15 protein-coding genes are annotated in these 16,183 nt (G+C 64.1%); 4 read left to right on the forward strand and 11 right to left on the reverse strand.

Annotated features, from left to right (window positions below; translation table 11 throughout):
• Positions 1 to 2: 2 nt before the first annotated feature.
• The gene (locus DXT74_RS13030) at positions 3 to 1,388 is read right to left on the reverse strand and encodes an aldehyde dehydrogenase family protein (RefSeq protein ID WP_194426166.1); all 1,386 of its coding nucleotides are present in this window, start codon (positions 1,386 to 1,388) and stop codon (positions 3 to 5) included.
• Complete coding sequence (locus DXT74_RS13035) at positions 1,389 to 2,759, reverse strand: glutamine synthetase family protein (protein WP_043641573.1); 1,371 nt, start codon at positions 2,757 to 2,759, stop codon at positions 1,389 to 1,391.
• 298 nt (positions 2,760 to 3,057) lie between these two features.
• On the opposite strand from DXT74_RS13035, the gene DXT74_RS13040 reads away from it, so the two are divergent.
• Together DXT74_RS13040 and DXT74_RS13045 are read left to right on the forward strand one after the other, a co-directional pair.
• Positions 3,058 to 3,930: a MurR/RpiR family transcriptional regulator gene (locus tag DXT74_RS13040; RefSeq protein ID WP_043641574.1), complete on the forward strand. Its 873-nt coding sequence runs from the start codon at positions 3,058 to 3,060 to the stop codon at positions 3,928 to 3,930.
• A 55-nt stretch (positions 3,931 to 3,985) separates the two neighbouring features.
• Positions 3,986 to 4,486 (forward strand): YajQ family cyclic di-GMP-binding protein, encoded by a 501-nt coding sequence (locus DXT74_RS13045; protein WP_043641576.1) that lies wholly within the window; start codon positions 3,986 to 3,988, stop codon positions 4,484 to 4,486.
• Positions 4,487 to 4,543: 57 nt separating this feature from the next.
• On the opposite strand, the gene dapA is transcribed toward DXT74_RS13045, so the two are convergent.
• Positions 4,544 to 5,446 carry a 4-hydroxy-tetrahydrodipicolinate synthase gene (gene dapA / locus DXT74_RS13050; RefSeq protein WP_194426167.1) on the reverse strand — a complete coding sequence of 301 codons (903 nt, stop codon included), beginning with the start codon at positions 5,444 to 5,446 and terminating at the stop codon, positions 4,544 to 4,546.
• Positions 5,447 to 5,528: 82 nt separating this feature from the next.
• Positions 5,529 to 6,173, reverse strand: a complete 645-nt coding sequence (locus DXT74_RS13055) for a TetR family transcriptional regulator (RefSeq protein ID WP_081556179.1) — start codon at positions 6,171 to 6,173, stop codon at positions 5,529 to 5,531.
• 57 nt (positions 6,174 to 6,230) lie between these two features.
• Here DXT74_RS13055 and DXT74_RS13060 point away from each other — a divergent pair, with 57 nt between their 5' ends.
• A complete protein-coding gene (locus DXT74_RS13060; protein WP_194426168.1) occupies positions 6,231 to 7,877 on the forward strand; it encodes an acyl-CoA dehydrogenase family protein in 1,647 nt (548 codons plus the stop codon).
• Between the two features lie 48 nt (positions 7,878 to 7,925).
• Here the strand turns inward: DXT74_RS13060 and prpF are convergent, their stop codons facing one another.
• The 7 genes from prpF to prpB form a co-directional block, all read right to left on the reverse strand.
• Positions 7,926 to 9,122 (reverse strand): 2-methylaconitate cis-trans isomerase PrpF, encoded by a 1,197-nt coding sequence (gene prpF / locus DXT74_RS13065; protein ID WP_194426169.1) that lies wholly within the window; start codon positions 9,120 to 9,122, stop codon positions 7,926 to 7,928.
• Positions 9,123 to 9,257: 135 nt separating this feature from the next.
• A complete protein-coding gene (locus tag DXT74_RS13070; protein ID WP_370551763.1) occupies positions 9,258 to 9,704 on the reverse strand; it encodes an endonuclease domain-containing protein in 447 nt (148 codons plus the stop codon).
• Positions 9,701 to 12,307 carry a Fe/S-dependent 2-methylisocitrate dehydratase AcnD gene (acnD, locus tag DXT74_RS13075; RefSeq protein ID WP_194426171.1) on the reverse strand — a complete coding sequence of 869 codons (2,607 nt, stop codon included), beginning with the start codon at positions 12,305 to 12,307 and terminating at the stop codon, positions 9,701 to 9,703. The genes DXT74_RS13070 and acnD overlap by 4 nt, the downstream gene beginning before the upstream one ends.
• Positions 12,304 to 12,927, reverse strand: coding sequence for a hypothetical protein (locus DXT74_RS13080; protein ID WP_194428146.1), 624 nt, complete (start codon positions 12,925 to 12,927; stop codon positions 12,304 to 12,306). Before DXT74_RS13080 ends, acnD begins: the two co-directional genes overlap by 4 nt.
• A complete protein-coding gene (prpC, locus tag DXT74_RS13085; protein ID WP_194426172.1) occupies positions 12,884 to 14,032 on the reverse strand; it encodes a 2-methylcitrate synthase in 1,149 nt (382 codons plus the stop codon). Before prpC ends, DXT74_RS13080 begins: the two co-directional genes overlap by 44 nt.
• A gap of 32 nt (positions 14,033 to 14,064) precedes the next feature.
• Positions 14,065 to 14,394, reverse strand: coding sequence for a cupin domain-containing protein (locus DXT74_RS13090; protein ID WP_194426173.1), 330 nt, complete (start codon positions 14,392 to 14,394; stop codon positions 14,065 to 14,067).
• Positions 14,381 to 15,268: a methylisocitrate lyase gene (gene prpB, locus DXT74_RS13095; RefSeq protein ID WP_194426174.1), complete on the reverse strand. Its 888-nt coding sequence runs from the start codon at positions 15,266 to 15,268 to the stop codon at positions 14,381 to 14,383. The genes DXT74_RS13090 and prpB overlap by 14 nt, the downstream gene beginning before the upstream one ends.
• Positions 15,269 to 15,583: 315 nt before the next feature.
• Here prpB and rpoE point away from each other — a divergent pair, with 315 nt between their 5' ends.
• Positions 15,584 to 16,183, forward strand: coding sequence for an RNA polymerase sigma factor RpoE (rpoE, locus tag DXT74_RS13100; protein ID WP_043641588.1), 600 nt, complete (start codon positions 15,584 to 15,586; stop codon positions 16,181 to 16,183).

Consider the following 16,183-nt stretch of genomic DNA (forward strand, 5'->3'; position numbering starts at 1 on the left):
CCTTACCCCTTGAGATGGAAAGATTTGACCCGGGTCAGTTGCTGGTAGCCCAGCGTGGACAGGGACACGCCGCGGCCGGTGTCTTTGACTCCGGTCCAGGCCAGCGCCGGGTCAAGGTAGTCGCAGCGGTTCATGAACACGGTGCCGGTTTCCAGTTGTTGACCGAGATGGACGGCGGCGTCGCGGTCCGCGGTCCAGATCGAGGCGGTCAGGCCGTAGGCGCTGTCGTTCATCAGCCGCAGCGCCTCCTCGTCGGAGTCCACCGCCATGATGCCGATGACCGGGCCGAAGCTCTCCTCGCGCATCACGCTCATGGAGTGGTCCACGTCCACCAGCACCTGCGGGGCCAGATAGGCGCTGCCGGGCGCGTCGGCGGCGAAATGGCCGGCCGGAATCAAGGCGCGCGCGCCGGCGGCCAGCGCCGCCTGGATCTGTCCGCGGACGAAGTCGGCGGCGCCGGCGCGCACCATCGGTCCCAGATTGGTGTCCGGGTCCAGCGGATGGCCGAAGCGATAGGTGCGGGTCAGTTCGACGAAGCCATCGACGAAGTCGCGGTAGCGCCCGCGTTGCACATAGATGCGTTCGATGCCGCAGCAGGACTGGCCGGAGTTGAAAAAGGCGCCGTCCACCAGATTTTCTATCGCCGCCGGCAGGTCGGCGTCGGCGCGCACATAGGCCGGATCCTTCCCGCCCAGTTCCAGGCCGACGCCGATGAAGCGCTCGGCGGCCGCCCGCTGCACCGCGCGGCCGCCGCTCACCGAACCGGTAAAGGCGACGAAGTCGATTTCGGGCGCCGCGGTTAGTTTCAAGGTGGCGGCATGGTCCAGCTCCAGGGTCTGGAACACGCCGATGGGCAGACCGGCGGCGGAGCAGGCCTGGCGGAATAGGTCGGCGATCAGCGGGGTTTGCGAGGAGTGCTTGAGCAGCACGCAGTTGCCGGCGGCCAGCGCCGGCGCGATGGTGTTGACGGCGGTGAGGAAGGGGTAGTTCCATGGCGCCAGCACCAGCACGGTGCCCAGCGGTTCGCGGCGCAGCCAACGCTCAAAGCCGGGCTTGGGCGCGGGGTGGAGATCGGCCAACGCCTCCTCGGCGATATCCAGCATATGGCGGGCGCGCTCGGTCAGGCCGCCGATTTCGCCAGGGGACTGGCGGATGGGGCGGCCGATCTGGCGGGTGATGGCGTCGGCGCAGTCGCTCTTGTGGGCGATCAGCCAGTCCACCGCCCGGTTGATCAAGGCCTTGCGTTCGGCTAGCGGGGTGGCGCGCCAGCCCGCCTGGGCGGCGCGGGCGGCGTCCAGCGCGGCCTGGGTCTGGACCGGGCTGGTATAGCTGCGCTGTAACAGCACGGAGCCGTCCAGCGGGGTGATGACGGAGTAGTTTGCGCTCATTTAAATGATCTCGAAGTAGCGTTTCAATTCCCAGTCGGTGACGTGGCGCTGGAACTCGCGTTCTTCCCACTCGCGGGTGGCGGCGAAGTGGTCGACGAAATCGTCGCCGAACCAGTCGCGGGCCGCGGCGGAGGCGCGCAGCGCCTGAGCGGCTTCCCACAAGGTGCGGTGCAGTTTCAGGTGGGGCGGGGCATCCAGCAGATAGCCGTTGGCGCTGACAGGTTCTTCAGGCTCAATACGGTGTTCGATGCCGTAGAGGCCGGCGGCCAGGCCGCTGGCCAGCGCCAGATAGGGGTTGCTGTCGGCGCCCGGCAGCCGGTATTCGACGCGTTGCGACTTGGCGCTGCCGGGAATCGCCCGGATGGCCACAGTGCGGTTGTCCACGCCCCACAGCGAGCTGGTGGGCGCCCAGTAACCGGGCACCAGCCGGCGGAAACTATTGACCGTGGGCGCGGCCAGACTCATGAACTCCGGCATCAGCCGCTGGATGCCGCCGATGAAATGACGCATCGCGTCGCTGATCGCGTGTTCGCGTCCCGGCTGGTGGAAGGCGCTGTCGCCGCCGTCGCGGCGGCGCAGCGAGATGTGGATGTGGCCGCCCTGGCCGGATTGCTCCTGGTGCCACTTGGCCATATAGCAGAGCATGCGGCCCTGTTTTTCCGCCAGCACCTTGGAGAAGGTCTTGAAACAGACGGCGTTGTCGGCGGCGCGCAGAGCGTTGTCCACGCACAGCGCGGCTTCCAGCGCGCCGGGGCCGGTTTCCTCGTGCAGGCCTTCGATGGGCATCTGCATCCGCTCGCACAGATCCAGCAAGGCGCGGTAGAAGTCGGTGTTCACCGAGCTGCGCAGGATGGAGTAGCCGAAGGCGCCGCTGCCCAGCGGCTTGGGGTGTTGATAGAGGCGCTGCTGCAACGCATCGTTGTCTTCGTCCACCGCCAAAAACTCGTACTCGAAACCGGCCAGCACATCGAAACCCATGCCGCGGGCGCGCTCCAGCACCCGGCGCAGCAGGCCGCGCGGACAGAGGCTTTCCAGCCGGCCCACCACCTCGCCCTGGACGAAGATCATATCGCCTTCCAGCGGCAGGTCGCGGCAGGATTCGGGGATCAGCCGCACCTCGGCGTCGCCGTAGCCGCGGCCCCAGCCGGTGAGCAGGGTGTTGTCGTACAGCTTGTCGCCCACGTCCCAGCCGAACACCACGTCGCAGAAACCGAAGCCGCCTTCCAGCGCGCACAGGAATTTGTCGCGCGACATGTATTTGCCGCACATCACCCCGTCCATGTCCACCAGGCCCACCTTGATCTGACTCAGGCGGCGTTCTTCGATCAAAACCTTCAAATCCGCGATTGTCTTTACGTCGCGTGCTTCCATCGCTGTCTCTCCCTGATTGCCGCGGTCTAATGTCCCCGATACCGGCCGAGCGTTCATCGTCTGGCTTGCAACTATCTGTTTTGATAGCGGTTTGTGGCTGACTTTTGGGCCATCCCTGGTCGCCGTCATGTTGTTTGGGTAGTATTATTCGTTAAAAAAAAATGAATCAAGCCAAATTTGTAATAAATATTAGAATCTGGGGCGCAGTGTGGGCGCAATGACACAATGCCGTTTTTACACTGGCGCTGTTATGCTGCGCGGCACGATGTCAGTCGTGCATTGCCAAAGGGGCAACAGAATGAGCCAAAGCCGCTCGATCGCGGAACAAGTCCGCGCGCTGTTCGAAGCGCTGACCCCCACCGAACGCAAGGTGGGACGGGCGCTGCTGGCCAATTATCCGGTGGCCGGCTTGGAAACCATCGCGCAATGGGCGCAGCGCGCCGATGTCAGCGGGCCGACGGTGCTGCGCCTGATCGGCAAGCTGGGCTTCGACAATTACGCCGCTTTTCAGGGGGCCTTGCGCGCCGAACTGGAGCTGCGGCTGCAATCGCCGTTAATGCGGCACGACCCGGGGCAACTGCAGGGCGATCACGATTTTCTGGCCAGTCACGCGGAGCGCATCGCCGATTTGATGCGCCAGACCGCGGCTCAAGTGCCGCGCGCCGAGTTCGACGGCGCGGTGGACTTGCTGGGCGAACGCAAGCACCGAATCTGGCTGCTGGGCGGGCGGCTGACCGACCCACTGGCGGCTTATCTTTGTCACCATCTGAAAGTGGTGCGGCCGGACGTGGTGCATTTGCGCGGCGTGCCGGCGAGTTGGGCGGATTCGCTGGTGGACATGGGGCGACAGGACGTACTGGTGATCTTCGACATCCGCCGTTATTGGGACGACGCGCTGCGCATCGCGGAAATGGCGGCGCAGCGCAAGACCAGCGTGCTGCTGTTCACCGACCAATGGCTGTCGCCGGTGGCGCGGGTGGCGCGCTACACCCTGGCGGCGCACACGGCCGGCCCGGCCGGCTGGGACAGCAACACACCGTTGATGATGTTGGTGGATGCGGTGATCGCCGCCTTGAACGCGCGGCATTGGGACCGCATCAGCGGCCGGCTCAAGGAGGTGGAAGCGATGCGGGCGCGGCTGGGCGAAGGCGAGGAGGGGGCGGTCGAGTGACAAGGGCGGGGCCAGCCTCTAAAATGGCGGCATCAAGCATTATTAGGAATATTTCATGCCGTCTTTCGATATCGTGTCCGAAGTGAACAAGGTGGAAGTGCGCAACGCCGTGGAGCAAGCCAATAAAGAAGTGTCCACGCGTTACGACTTCAAGGGCAGCGACGCCCGTATAGAGATCGGCGACAAGGAGTTGACCTTGTACGCCGACGCCGAATTCCAACTGGATCAGGTCAACGATATTCTGGTCAACAAGCTGTCCAAGCGCGGCGTGGATGTGCGCTGCATGGAGTACGGCAAGCTGGAAAAGGTCAGCGGCAACAAGGTGAAGAAAGTGCTGACGGTGAAGGAAGGGCTGGAGTCCGATCTGGCCAAGAAAATCGTCAAGCTGATCAAGGACGCCAAGCTCAAGGTGCAGGCCAGCATCCAGGGCGAGGCGGTGCGGGTGTCCGGCGCCAAGCGAGACGTGCTGCAGGAGTGCATCGCGCTGATGCGCAAGGAAATCGCCGACGACAAGGAAAACGGCTTTCCGCTGCAATTCAACAACTTCCGCGACTGAACGCCGTTGTTAGATGTGAAAAAGGAGCCTGTCGGCTCCTTTTTTCATGGGCTGCGCTTAATAGGCGGCGGCGCGACGCAATTGCAGCCGCTCCCATACCAGCCGCGCCTGTTCCTCCTCGGCGGCGCCGGTGGGCGGCAACGGCAGCCGGCATTGCCCTACCGGCAGGCCCTGCACCCGCAGCATGGCTTTCACCGACATCGAAAACACCGAGGCGTCGGTGTTGGAGAAGGCGAAGGACTCCTGCAGGCCGGCGTTGACGCGCCGCGCCAGCGCCGTGTCGCCCTGTTCAAAAGCGGCGATCATGCGCGTGAACTCCGGCCCGGTCCAGTGGGTGGAGGTGCCGACCACACCCACAGCGCCCACGGCCAGCAAGGGCAGGGTCAGGGCGTCGTCGCCGGAATAGAGCGTGAAATGCTCGCCGGCCGTGGCCACCAGCGCGGCGGCCGCAGCCGGGTCGCCGGTGGCGTCCTTGAAGGCGACGATATTGTCCACTTCGCGGAACAGCCGCAGCAGCACGTCGGCGGCGATGCGGCGGCCGGTGCGGCCCGGCACGTCGTAGACCATCAGCGGCAGCCGGGTGGCCGCGGCCACCGCGCGGAAATGAGCCTCGATGCCGGCTTGCGGCGGGCGGTTGTAATAGGGGCCGACCACGAAGACGCCGGCGGCGCCGAGGTCGGAGGCTTCGCGCGTCAGCGCGATCGCGTGTTCGGTATGGCTGCTGCCGGTGCCGGCCAGCACGGGGATGGTCACGGCTTCGCTGACCGCGCGAACCAAGTCGCGCCGTTCCTGGTCGCTCAGCGTCGGCGCTTCGCCGGTCGTGGCCGCCACCACCAGGCCGTCGCTGCCGTTGGCCGCCAGATGTCTGGCCAGTTGCCGCGCCGCGTCCAGATTTAGCCGGCCGGCCTCGTCGAAGGGCGTGACCATGGCGGTCAGCACCTTGCCCCAATGTTCTGTCATTTTGCTTCCTTTGTTCTTCTTGGCCGCCTTGACGGCGGCTGAGGCCGATTCTACTCCTTCTCGCGCAGCCTTTCCCGAGGTTTCAGCCCAGGCAGGCGTTGAGCGCCGCCTCCAACTCCAGGCGCAAGGCCGGCAGGTCGGCGGCGGACCCCTGGCTCAGCAAGGCTTGGGAGATTGCGCCGTAGCAGAGGCAGTGGGCCATGCGCGCCGCGGCCTCCAGACGCGGAGGCGGCTCCACGGCGCCGGCCAACGCGGCGCGCCAGATGTCCACGTATTGCTGGTAGTGGCGGCGGTAGGCTTCCAGCGAGGACACTCTCCGCTCCAACTGGAACAAAGCGCTCCAGGCCGCCGCCTGACGTTGCACCGTGTCCAGTTGCAAGGCCAGCAGCGCGGCGGCGATCTCGCGGCGGTCCGTGCCGCGGCAGGCGGCGGCTTTGCGACGCAAAGCATCGGCCAGGGCATGCACATGCTGGTGGATGCTCAGCGCGGCCAGGCCGTCCATATTGCGCACGTACTGATAAAAGGTGCCGACCGCCACGCCGGCGACGGCGGCCACTTCGCGCACCGTGGTCTTGGCGTAGCCGCGTTCCAGCAAAACCTGAACAAAGGCTTGTTGCAGCGCGATCAGGCTGGCGCGCGAGCGCGACTGGCGCGGCCGCCGGCGCGTGGCCGGCGGGGCCTGCTCGGCTTGCTGCGCCGCGGTAAGGGAAACCCGAACATGTCGCATCGCCGCTTTCCTTATACTTTCGTCATGGCCGCTGTGCGGCGCGAGGGAGACGGAACGATGATCTGGCAAACCCATGAAGTGAGCAACCAGTACGAAGAACTGGCGGATTACTCGCTGTACGACAGCGATCCGGCCTTGCGCGAGGTTCTGCTGCGCGCCGACGCCGGCTGGGCCGAGGCCGGGCTGCGCGCTTACGGCGAGCGCCTGGGGAGGCCGGATAGTTTCGAACTGGCGGAGCAGGCCAACCGCCATGTGCCGGAGCTGCGCGCTTTCGACCGCCGCGGCCGCCGCGTCGACCAAGTGGACTCCCACCCGGCCTGGCACCAGTTGTTGACGCTGTATCGCGAGCAGGGCCTGGTGAGCATGCCTTTCGACAGCGAACGGACAGGCCGCTGGAGCGCGACGATGGCCGGAATCTATCTGCATGGCCAGGTGGAGGCCGGCAGTCTGTGCCCGGCCACGATGACCCAGGCCGGCATCCCCTTGCTGCGGCGCGAGCCGGGGTTATGGGCGTCGTTGGGCGACAAGCTGTTCAGCCGCGTTCACGACAGCCGCGATTTGCCGCTGGAACGCAAGGCGTCGGCGTGGATAGGCATGGGCATGACCGAGAAGCAGGGCGGCTCCGACGTGCGCGCCAACACCACGCAGGCGACGCCGCTGGGGGCCGGAGGCCGAGGCGGCGAATACCTGCTGCGCGGCCACAAATGGTTCTGGTCCGCGCCCATGTGCGATGCTCATCTGGTGGTGGCCAAAACCGTCGACGGCGCGCCGTGCTGCTTTTACGTGCCGCGCTGGCGGCCCGACGGCGAGCGCAACGCGGTGCGGATCCAGCGTCTGAAGGACAAGGTGGGCAACCGCAGCAACGCCGGCTGCGAGGTGGAGTTTCAGGACGCCTGGGGCGTGTTGATTGGCGAGGAGGGGCGCGGTATTCCCACCATCATCGAGATGGCCGGCTACACCCGGCTCAACTGCGTGATCGGCAGCGCCGCGCTGTTGCGCCAGGGCGTGGTGCAGTCCTTGGCCTACGCGCGGCGGCGCATGGCCTTCGGCAAGCGCTTGGCCGAGCAGCCGCTGATGCGCGCGGTGCTGGCGGATTTGGCCTTGGAGAGCGAGGCGGCGCTGCAGGTGGCGGCGCGTCTGTCTGAAGCCTTCGAGCGCGATGACGCGCCGGCGCAGCGGGGGTGGAAACGCATCGTCACGCCTGCGGCCAAGTTCTGGGTGTGCAAGCGGGCGGTGGAGTTCAGCGGCGAGGCGATGGAGGTGTTTGGCGGCAACGGCTATGTCGATGGGCCGATGGCGCGCGCGTATCGCGAAGCGCCGCTGAATTCGATCTGGGAGGGCTCGGGCAATGTGATGTGTCTGGATGTGATCCGGGCGCTGCAGCGCGAGCCACAAGCCTGGCAGGCTTTATTGGAGGATTTGGCGGTTCTGTCCGGCGGCGATCCGGCGCTGGCCGCGGCGCTGGCGCAATTGCGAGAGCTGGCCGCCAGGCCGGCCGAGCTGGAGCCCCTGGGCCGGCGCTTTGCACAATTGCTGGCGCTGACCGCGCAGGGCTGCCTGCTGACGCGTTATGCGCCGGCGGCCTTGGCGCAGGGTTTCGTCGTCAGCCGTTTGAGCGATGGGCAGTGGGGGCGGGTGGCCGGCGCGCTGGATGCGAATCGCTTGCAGGTCGACGCGATCTTGCAGCGCGCCTTGCCGGCCTGAGCCGGTCTCAGAACGTGTTTGCGATCCGCGAGCAATGGCGACGCAATCTCAGAGCGCGTCGCCCGGCACCCGCACCCAGCCTTCCATCAACACCCGAGCGCTGCGGCTCATGACTGCCTTGGTTACCGTCCAGGCCCCGTCTGCCTGGCGGGCTTCTGCGCCGACGCGCAAGGTGCCGGACGGGTGGCCAAAGCGCACCATCCGACGTTTGCCGCCGCCGGCGGCCAGATTGACCAGGGTGCCGGGAATCGCCGCCGCGGTGCCGATGGCCACCGCGGCGGTGCCCATCATTGCGTGGTGCAGTTTGCCCATGGACATTGCCCGCGCCAGGAGGTCGATGTCGGCGGCGCGCACCGGTTTGCCGCTGGAGGAGAGGTAGTCGGCCGGAGGCGCGACGAAGGCGATCTTGGGCGTGTGCTGGCGGCTGGCGATGTCGTCCAGCGTCTTGATCAGGCCCATCTTCAGCGCGCCGTGGGCGCGTATGGTTTCGAAGCGCGCCAGCGCCGCCGGATCGGCATTGATCGCGTCCTGTAGTTCAGTGCCGCTGTAGCCGATGTCGGCGGCGTTGACGAAGATGGTGGGAATGCCGGCATTGATCAATGTGGCCGGGAAAACGCCGACGCCGGGCACGTCCAGCGTGTCCACCAGGTGTCCGGTGGGGAACATCGCGCCGCCGTCGCCGTCGCCGTCGCCCTCATCGGCCGGATCCAGGAACTCCAACGGCACCTCGGCGGCGGGGAAGGTGACGCCGTCCAGTTCGAAGCCGCCGGTCTCCTGCACTTGACCGTTGACGATGGGGACATGGGCGACGATGGTCTTGCCGATATTGGCCTGCCAGATACGCACCGCGCACACGCCGTCGGCGGGAATGCGCGCCGGATCGATCAGGCCGCCGGCAATGGCGAAGGGGCCGACCGCGGCGGACAGATTGCCGCAGTTGCCACTCCAGTCTACGAAGGCCTTGTCTATGCCGACCTGGCCGAACAGGTAGTCGACGTCGTGGCCGGGACGCGAGGAGGAGGACACGATCACGGTCTTGCTGGTGCTGGACGTGGCGCCGCCCATGCCGTCTATCTGCTTGCCGTAAGGGTCCGGACTGCCAATCACTCGCAGCAGCAGCGCGTCGCGCGCCGCGCCCGGCTGGCGCGCGGCCTCCGGCAGGTCCTGCAGCCGGAAGAACACGCCCTTGCTGGTGCCGCCGCGCATATAGGTGGCGGGGATGCGGATCTGGGCTGGGTGGTTCATGTGCTTGTTTTCCTGTGTTTGTGGCGGCTCTGTTATCGGTGCGCCGCTGTGTTCATTGTGTCCGGGCGCTTAGAACCTGTTCAAAGTCTGCGGCGCTTCGTGAAGCCTTGTACGGTGAGTACAAGCTCAAAATGCTCATGTACCCCTCGCACATTCCGCTTTTTCGCTAGTTTTCGCCTTGTCTCGCTCTTGCTCGCGAGACTTTGAATCGGCGCTTAGCGCTTGCCAGGTCGCTTCTAGGACGGCGTCCTGGTTATACAGAATATCGTTGTTCCAGAAACGCATGACTCTGAAGCCTTGCGCCTGCAGCCAAGCGTCGCGCGCGGCGTCGCTGCGGCTTTCGTGATGCTGGCTGCCGTCCGCCTCTATGATCAGCCGCGAGCCGAAGTGGACGAAATCGACGATGTAGGGGCCGATCGGCTGTTGGCGGCGGAATTTCTCGCCGTTCAGCCGGTGGGCGCGGAGCTGCTTCCAGAGTCGCTGTTCGGCGTGGGTCATATTGCGCCGTAAGGACTTGGCGAAATCGAGCTGGCGCATACCCCTCTTCCCTTGAGGGAGAGGGGCCGGGGGAGAGGGGTTCAGCCTCCCGCGCCTTCCAAAAAGTCCTGAGCGAAACGCTGCAACACGCCGCCGGCTTCGTAGATCGACACTTCTTCCGCAGTGTCCAGCCTACAGGTCACCGGTACTTGCGTGGTATCGCCGTTCCGGCGGTGGATCAGCAGCGTCAGTTCGGCGAGCGGCTGGCGTCGGCCTACCACGTCGTAGGTCTCGGTGCCGTCCAGCGCGAGCGTCTTGCGGTTGACGCCGGGCTTGAATTCCAGCGGCAGCACGCCCATGCCGATCAGGTTGGTGCGGTGGATGCGCTCGAAGCCCTCTGCGACGATGGCCTCGACGCCGGCCAGCCGCACGCCCTTGGCCGCCCAGTCGCGCGAGCTGCCCTGGCCGTAGTCGGCGCCGGCGACGATGATCAGCGGCTGCTTGCGCTCCATATAGGTTTCTATCGCCTCCCACATCCGCATGGTCTTGCCTTCCGGCTCGACGCGGGCCAGTGAGCCCTGTCTCACCGAGCCGTCTTCGTTCAACACCATTTCATTGAACAGCTTGGGGTTGGCGAAGGTGGCGCGCTGCGCGGTCAGGTGGTCGCCGCGGTGGGTGGCGTAGGAATTGAAGTCTTCCTCCGGCAGGCCCATCTTCGCCAGATATTCGCCGGCGGCAGAGTCCGGCAGGATGGCGTTGGACGGCGACAAGTGGTCGGTGGTGATGTTGTCGGGCAGCAGGGCCAGAGGGCGCATGCCGCGCAGCGTGCGCTCGCCGGCCAGCGCGCCCTCCCAGTAAGGCGGGCGACGGATATAGGTGGACTGCGGCCGCCAGGCGTACAGCGGGCTGGCCTTGGCGGCGGTGTCGCGGCGGATGGCGAACATCGGTTCGTACACCTGTCGGAAATGCTCGGGCTTGACCGCCTGGCGCAGCACCGCGTCTATCTCCGCGTCGTCCGGCCAGATGTCCTTGAGCCGGATCTCCTTGCCGTCGGCGACGCCGAGCACGTCTTTTTCGATGTCGAAGCGCATGGTGCCGGCGATGGCGTAGGCGATCACCAGCGGCGGCGAAGCCAGGAAGGCTTGCTTGGCGTAGGGGTGGATGCGGCCGTCGAAGTTGCGGTTGCCGGACAGTACCGCCGTCGTGTACAGGTCGCGCTCCACGATTTCCTGCTGGATCTTGGGTTCCAGCGCGCCCGACATGCCGTTGCAGGTGGTGCAGGCGAAGGCGACGATGCCGAAGCCCAATTGCTCCAGCTCGGACAACAGGCCGGCTTCCTTCAAATAGAGTTCGACTGCCTTGGAACCCGGCGCCAGCGAGGACTTCACCCACGGTTTGCGAATCAGGCCCAGGCGGTTGGCATTGCGCGCCAGCAGGCCGGCGGCGATCACATTGCGGGGGTTGGAGGTATTGGTGCAACTGGTGATGGCGGCGATGATCACCGCGCCGTCCGGCATCAGGCCCTGGGCCTCTTCTGCGCGCGCCTGCGCCAGGTTCACGGCGATGCCGCGTTCGGCGAGAGCCGATACCGGCAGCCGCTTGTGCGGATTGGACGGGCCGGCCAGATTGCGGCTCACGCTGGACAGGTCGAAGCGCAGCACCCGTTCATACGCGACGTTTTGCAGCGTGTCGGCCCATAGCCCGGCGGTCTTGGCGTAGGTTTCCACTAAGCGCACCTGCTCGTCGCTGCGGCCAGTCAGCTTCAGATAGGCGATGGTCTGTTCGTCGATGAAGAATAGCGCCGCGGTGGCGCCGTACTCCGGGGCCATATTGGAAATGGTGGCGCGGTCGCCCAAGGTCAGCGCCGCCGCGCCCGCGCCGTAGAATTCCAGGTATGCGCCCACCACCTTTTGCTGGCGCAAAAATTCGGTCAGCGCCAGCACCACGTCGGTGGCGGTAATGCCCGGGCCGGGTTTGCCGGACAGTTCCACGCCGACGATGTCCGGCAGCCGCATCCACGATGCGCGGCCCAGCATCACGTTTTCGGCTTCCAGGCCGCCGACGCCGACGGCGATCACACCCAGCGCATCCACGTGGGGGGTGTGGCTGTCGGTGCCGACGCAGGTGTCCGGGTAGGCCACGCCGTTGTCGGCGTGGATGACCGGCGACATCTTCTCCAGATTGATCTGATGCATGATGCCGTTGCCGGCCGGGATCACGTCGACATTGTCGAATGCGTTCTTGGTCCATTCGATGAAATGGAAGCGGTCCTCGTTGCGCCGGTCTTCGATCGCTCGGTTCTTTTCGAAAGCCTGCGGGTCGAAGCCGCCGCATTCCACCGCCAGCGAGTGGTCGACGATCAATTGCACCGGCACCACCGGGTTGACCTGGGCCGGATCGCCGCCCTGGTCTGCGATGGCGTCGCGCAGGCCGGCAAGATCCACCAGCGCGGTCTGGCCCAGGATGTCGTGGCAGACCACGCGCGCCGGAAACCAGGGGAAGTCGCGCTCGCGCTTGCGATGGGCGATCTGCTCCAGGCATTCGCCCAGCAGCGCCGGTTCGCAGCGGCGCACCAGGTTTTCGGCGTGGATGCGGCCGGTATAGGGCAATTGCTCCCAGGCGCCGGGTAGGATGGCGTTAACGGCGGCGCGGGCATCGAAGTAGTCGAGGCCCGTGCCGGTCAGAGCGATGCGGTAAGCGGTATTCATAAGGCCTCTTTTGCTAGCTTTTGTTTGGAAGTGCTGGTGTTTTGAGCGAGGGTTTTGCTTGGGCTGAATATCTCTATTTCGCTTTGCGAAAGGGCTGCCAGGGCGTTGAAAAATAATGCGGCAATATAAAATATAAATGCATTGTCTGGAGAGGATATGCCTAAAGATATGCCCGTCCAAATCGCAAGTACATCGGCTACTAGGCTAAAGTAAATTTCTGATAATTTTCGCGGTGTCTCGTATTTGAAGCAAAGGGCTGGTATGAAAATTGGGAATATATAAAAAATAAATTGTAGTATTGTCCCTGAGGTGAAGCTGTTTATTGCAATTTCAATTGAGTGTCTGATTTGTATGTTTTTGCATTGTTCATATTGAGATATTTGTCTGATTAGTCCGAATATTATGTACCCCGCAAGAACATATTTTAATTTTAAATAAGTAAATTTTATGGAGCCTAGTGCAATTTTTGAAGGGGTCATAGTTTTGTTTGCTTGAGTTTGCTCTTCGGAGAGAAGGGTGTAATGCAGAGCTTCCCATTCATGAAACCCTGCATCGACTCGCTCTGGCGTTGGGCCGTTAGCGTTTGTCCAGCGGCACGAATATCTGGTCTTCAGGGCCAATGTAATTGGCGCTGGGTCGGATGATTTTGCCGTCCTGACGTTGCTCGATCACGTGCGCGCTCCAGCCGCTGGTGCGGGCGATCACGAACAAGGGGGTGAACATGGCGGTGGGCACGCCCATCATGTGGTAGCTGACCGCGGAAAACCAGTCCAGATTGGGGAACATTTTCTTGATGCCCCACATCACGGTTTCCAGCCGTTCGGCGATGTCGAACATCTTGCTGTTGCCGGCGGACTTGGACAGTTCGCGCGCCACATCCTTGATCACCTTGTTGCGCGGATCGGAAAGGGTGTAGACCGGGTGGCCGAAGCCAATGACCACTTCCTTGCGTTCCACGCGCGCGCGGATGTCCGCCTCGGCTTCGGCCGGGGTTTCGTAGCGCTGCTGAATGTCGAAGGCCACTTCATTGGCTCCGCCGTGTTTGGGGCCGCGCAGCGCGCCGATGGCGCCGGTGACGGCGCTGTATAGGTCCGAGCCGGTGCCGGCGATGACGCGGGCGGCGAAGGTGGAGGCGTTGAACTCATGTTCGGCGTACAGATTGAGCGAGGTGTGCATTGCGCGCACCCATTCCTGCGGCGGCTTTTCGCCGTGCAGCAGGTGCAGGAAGTGCCCGCCTATGCTGTCGTCGTCGGTTTCCACCTCGATGCGCTTGCCGTTGTGGCTGAAGTGGTGCCAGTACAACAGCATGGAGCCCAGGCTGGCCATCAGCCGGTCGGCGATATCGCGCGCGCCGGCCTGGTTGTGGTCGTCTTTCTCCGGCAGCGCGCAGCCCAAGGCGGACACGCCGCTGCGCATCACATCCATCGGGTGGGCGCTGGCCGGAATCGCTTCCAGCACCGCCTTCACCGCCGCCGGCAGGCCGCGCAGCGATTTCAGCTTTTTCTTGTAGCCGACTAGCTCGGCCTTGTTCGGCAGCTTGCCGTGCACCAGCAGATGGGCTACTTCTTCGAACTCGCAGCGTCCGGCGAGGTCGAGGATATCGTAGCCGCGATAGTGCAGATCATTGCCGCTGCGGCCTACTGTGCACAGCGCGGTGTTGCCGGCGGCCACGCCGGACAGAGCCACGGATTTCTTGGGTTTGATGCCAACAACGGTTTCGCTCATGCTTTTCTCCTTATCGCAGACCTGCGGAATAATTATTTTTCGTAGAAAACAGCCAGCCAGACGCTGTCCTGCCCCGGCGCGGTCCAGGCCACGCGGTGGCGGCGGCGCGCCGCGATGGACACGCAATCGCCCGGCGTCAGCCTGAGACGCTGGGGCGGGTCCTGGCATTCCAGTTCGGCCGCTCCGGACAGCAACAGCACCCATTCTTCTTCGTCCTGCTCATACCAGAACCCGTCCGGCGAATAATGGCCGCGCGAGACGATGCGTTCGACGCGGAATCCTTTCACGCCGCTGAATAAAGTCTGCAGCAACTCTTCCGGCAACTGGGCCGGAATGTCGTCGAACAGATTATTCGGCACCATGGCCTTCCTGGCGGAACAGCGCGTCCAGCTTTTGTTCGTAGGCGTGATAATCCAGGTGGCGGTAAAGCTCGGCTCGCGTTTGCATTGCGTCCAGCACCGCTTGCTGGCCGCCGTCGCGGCGAATCGCGCCGTAGACGCCGAGCGCGGCTTGGCTCATCGCGCGGAAAGCGGACAAGGGATAGAGCACCAGCCCGACGCCGTGTTCGCCCAGCTCGCGGGTGTTGAACAGCGGGGTGGCGCCGAACTCGGTGATATTGGCCAATACGGGCACCTTCACCGCTTCGGCGAAGCGACGGTACATCGCCAGCTCGGTCATCGCCTCCGGAAAGATCATGTCTGCGCCGGCCTCGACGCAGGCGACGGCGCGCTCGATGGCGGCGTCCAGCCCCTCGACCGCCAGCGCGTCGGTGCGCGCCATGATCACGAAGTCGTCGTCGCGACGCGCATCCACTGCGGCCTTGACGCGGTCCACCATCTCCGCCTGGCTGACGATGGCTTTGTTGGGGCGGTGGCCGCAGCGCTTCTGCTGTACCTGGTCCTCTATGTGCACCGCGGCGGCGCCGGCTTTTTCCAGGCTGCGGACCGCGCGGGCGATGTTGAAGGCGCCGCCCCAGCCGGTATCAATGTCCACCAGGAGCGGCAGTTCGGTCACGTCGGTGATGCGGCGCGCGTCGATCAGCACGTCTTCCAGCGTGGTGATGCCCAGGTCCGGAATGCCGCAGGAGCAAGCGGCCACGCCGCCTCCGGACAGATACAGGGCTTTGAAGCCGGAGTGCTCGGCCAGCCGGGCGGCGTAGGCGTTGACCGCGCCCACTACCTGCAAGGGCTGTTCTTGTGCTACCGCCTGACGGAAGCGTTGGCCGGGTGTGCTCATCGCGTTGGATTCCTTTATTGCGGGCAAAGCCAAGGCCCGGAAGGGCTTGCGCCGGAAGCGAGAAAACGATTCCGGGAACTATTGGCTTTGATTGTTATCTCTATGTCATTCAAGCAAGTGCTTGGTAGGAGTGTAAGGGCTGGTTTGCGCGCTGGCAATACGGTTAAAACAAATGTTCAAGTTTTGTTCGAGGTCTGTTATGTTTCGCAGCTGAATCGCGTGGGGGAACTCATCGCAAGCGCGGTGGTCTAGTCACAGTCCACATAAACGACCACAAACACGACCAGTGGGCAAATCAGGGAGCATAACAACGACATGAGTGATCGGGATCTCGATCAACAGTTGGTGGAGCGTGCCCAGCGAGGTGAAAAAAGAGCTTTCGATCTGCTTGTTGCCAAGTATCAGCGACGTCTCGCCAGGTTGTTGTCGCGGTTTATCCGCGACGGCGCTGACATCGAGGATGTGACGCAAGAAGCGTTTGTCAAAGCGTATCGTGCCTTGCCGTCGTTTCGTGGCGAGAGCGCGTTTTACACATGGCTGTACAGAATCGGCATCAATACTGCCAAGAATTTCCTTAGCGCCTCCGGACGTCGTCCGGTGGTCAACAGCGAGATAGAGGACGAGGACGGTGAAAGCTTCGACATGGCGTCGCAGCTGCCTGACCTGAACACGCCCGAAACCGAGCTGATGAACAAGGAGATTCTGGCAACGGTCAATGCCGCCGTGGAGGCTTTGCCGGAGGAACTAAGAACCGCAATTTCGCTCAGGGAAATGGACGGTCTATCCTACGATGAAATCGCCAAGGTGATGGATTGCCCGATAGGCACCGTGCGCTCGCGGATTTTCCGGGCGCGCGAGGCGATTGCTGCCGAGCTCAGGCCTTTGCTGGATACGGCCAAGAACAGAAGGTGGTAG

Source organism: Chromobacterium sp. Rain0013 (assembly GCF_015291765.1).
Taxonomy (GTDB): domain Bacteria; phylum Pseudomonadota; class Gammaproteobacteria; order Burkholderiales; family Chromobacteriaceae; genus Chromobacterium; species Chromobacterium haemolyticum.

What these genes read in the sequence shown, in the direction of transcription:
- dapA (WP_194426167.1), bottom strand. Translation starts at nt 5,446, where the DNA reads ATGACAGAACATTGGGGCAAGGTGCTGACCGCCATGGTCACGCCCTTC.
- DXT74_RS13035 (WP_043641573.1), bottom strand. Translation starts at nt 2,759, where the DNA reads ATGGAAGCACGCGACGTAAAGACAATCGCGGATTTGAAGGTTTTGATC.
- prpF (WP_194426169.1), bottom strand. Translation starts at nt 9,122, where the DNA reads ATGAACCACCCAGCCCAGATCCGCATCCCCGCCACCTATATGCGCGGC.
- DXT74_RS13090 (WP_194426173.1), bottom strand. Translation starts at nt 14,394, where the DNA reads ATGGTGCCGAATAATCTGTTCGACGACATTCCGGCCCAGTTGCCGGAA.
- DXT74_RS13055 (WP_081556179.1), bottom strand. Translation starts at nt 6,173, where the DNA reads ATGCGACATGTTCGGGTTTCCCTTACCGCGGCGCAGCAAGCCGAGCAG.
- prpB (WP_194426174.1), bottom strand. Translation starts at nt 15,268, where the DNA reads ATGAGCACACCCGGCCAACGCTTCCGTCAGGCGGTAGCACAAGAACAG.
- DXT74_RS13030 (WP_194426166.1), bottom strand. Translation starts at nt 1,388, where the DNA reads ATGAGCGCAAACTACTCCGTCATCACCCCGCTGGACGGCTCCGTGCTG.
- DXT74_RS13040 (WP_043641574.1), top strand. Translation starts at nt 3,058, where the DNA reads ATGAGCCAAAGCCGCTCGATCGCGGAACAAGTCCGCGCGCTGTTCGAA.
- DXT74_RS13045 (WP_043641576.1), top strand. Translation starts at nt 3,986, where the DNA reads ATGCCGTCTTTCGATATCGTGTCCGAAGTGAACAAGGTGGAAGTGCGC.
- DXT74_RS13060 (WP_194426168.1), top strand. Translation starts at nt 6,231, where the DNA reads ATGATCTGGCAAACCCATGAAGTGAGCAACCAGTACGAAGAACTGGCG.
- rpoE (WP_043641588.1), top strand. Translation starts at nt 15,584, where the DNA reads ATGAGTGATCGGGATCTCGATCAACAGTTGGTGGAGCGTGCCCAGCGA.
- prpC (WP_194426172.1), bottom strand. Translation starts at nt 14,032, where the DNA reads ATGAGCGAAACCGTTGTTGGCATCAAACCCAAGAAATCCGTGGCTCTG.
- acnD (WP_194426171.1), bottom strand. Translation starts at nt 12,307, where the DNA reads ATGAATACCGCTTACCGCATCGCTCTGACCGGCACGGGCCTCGACTAC.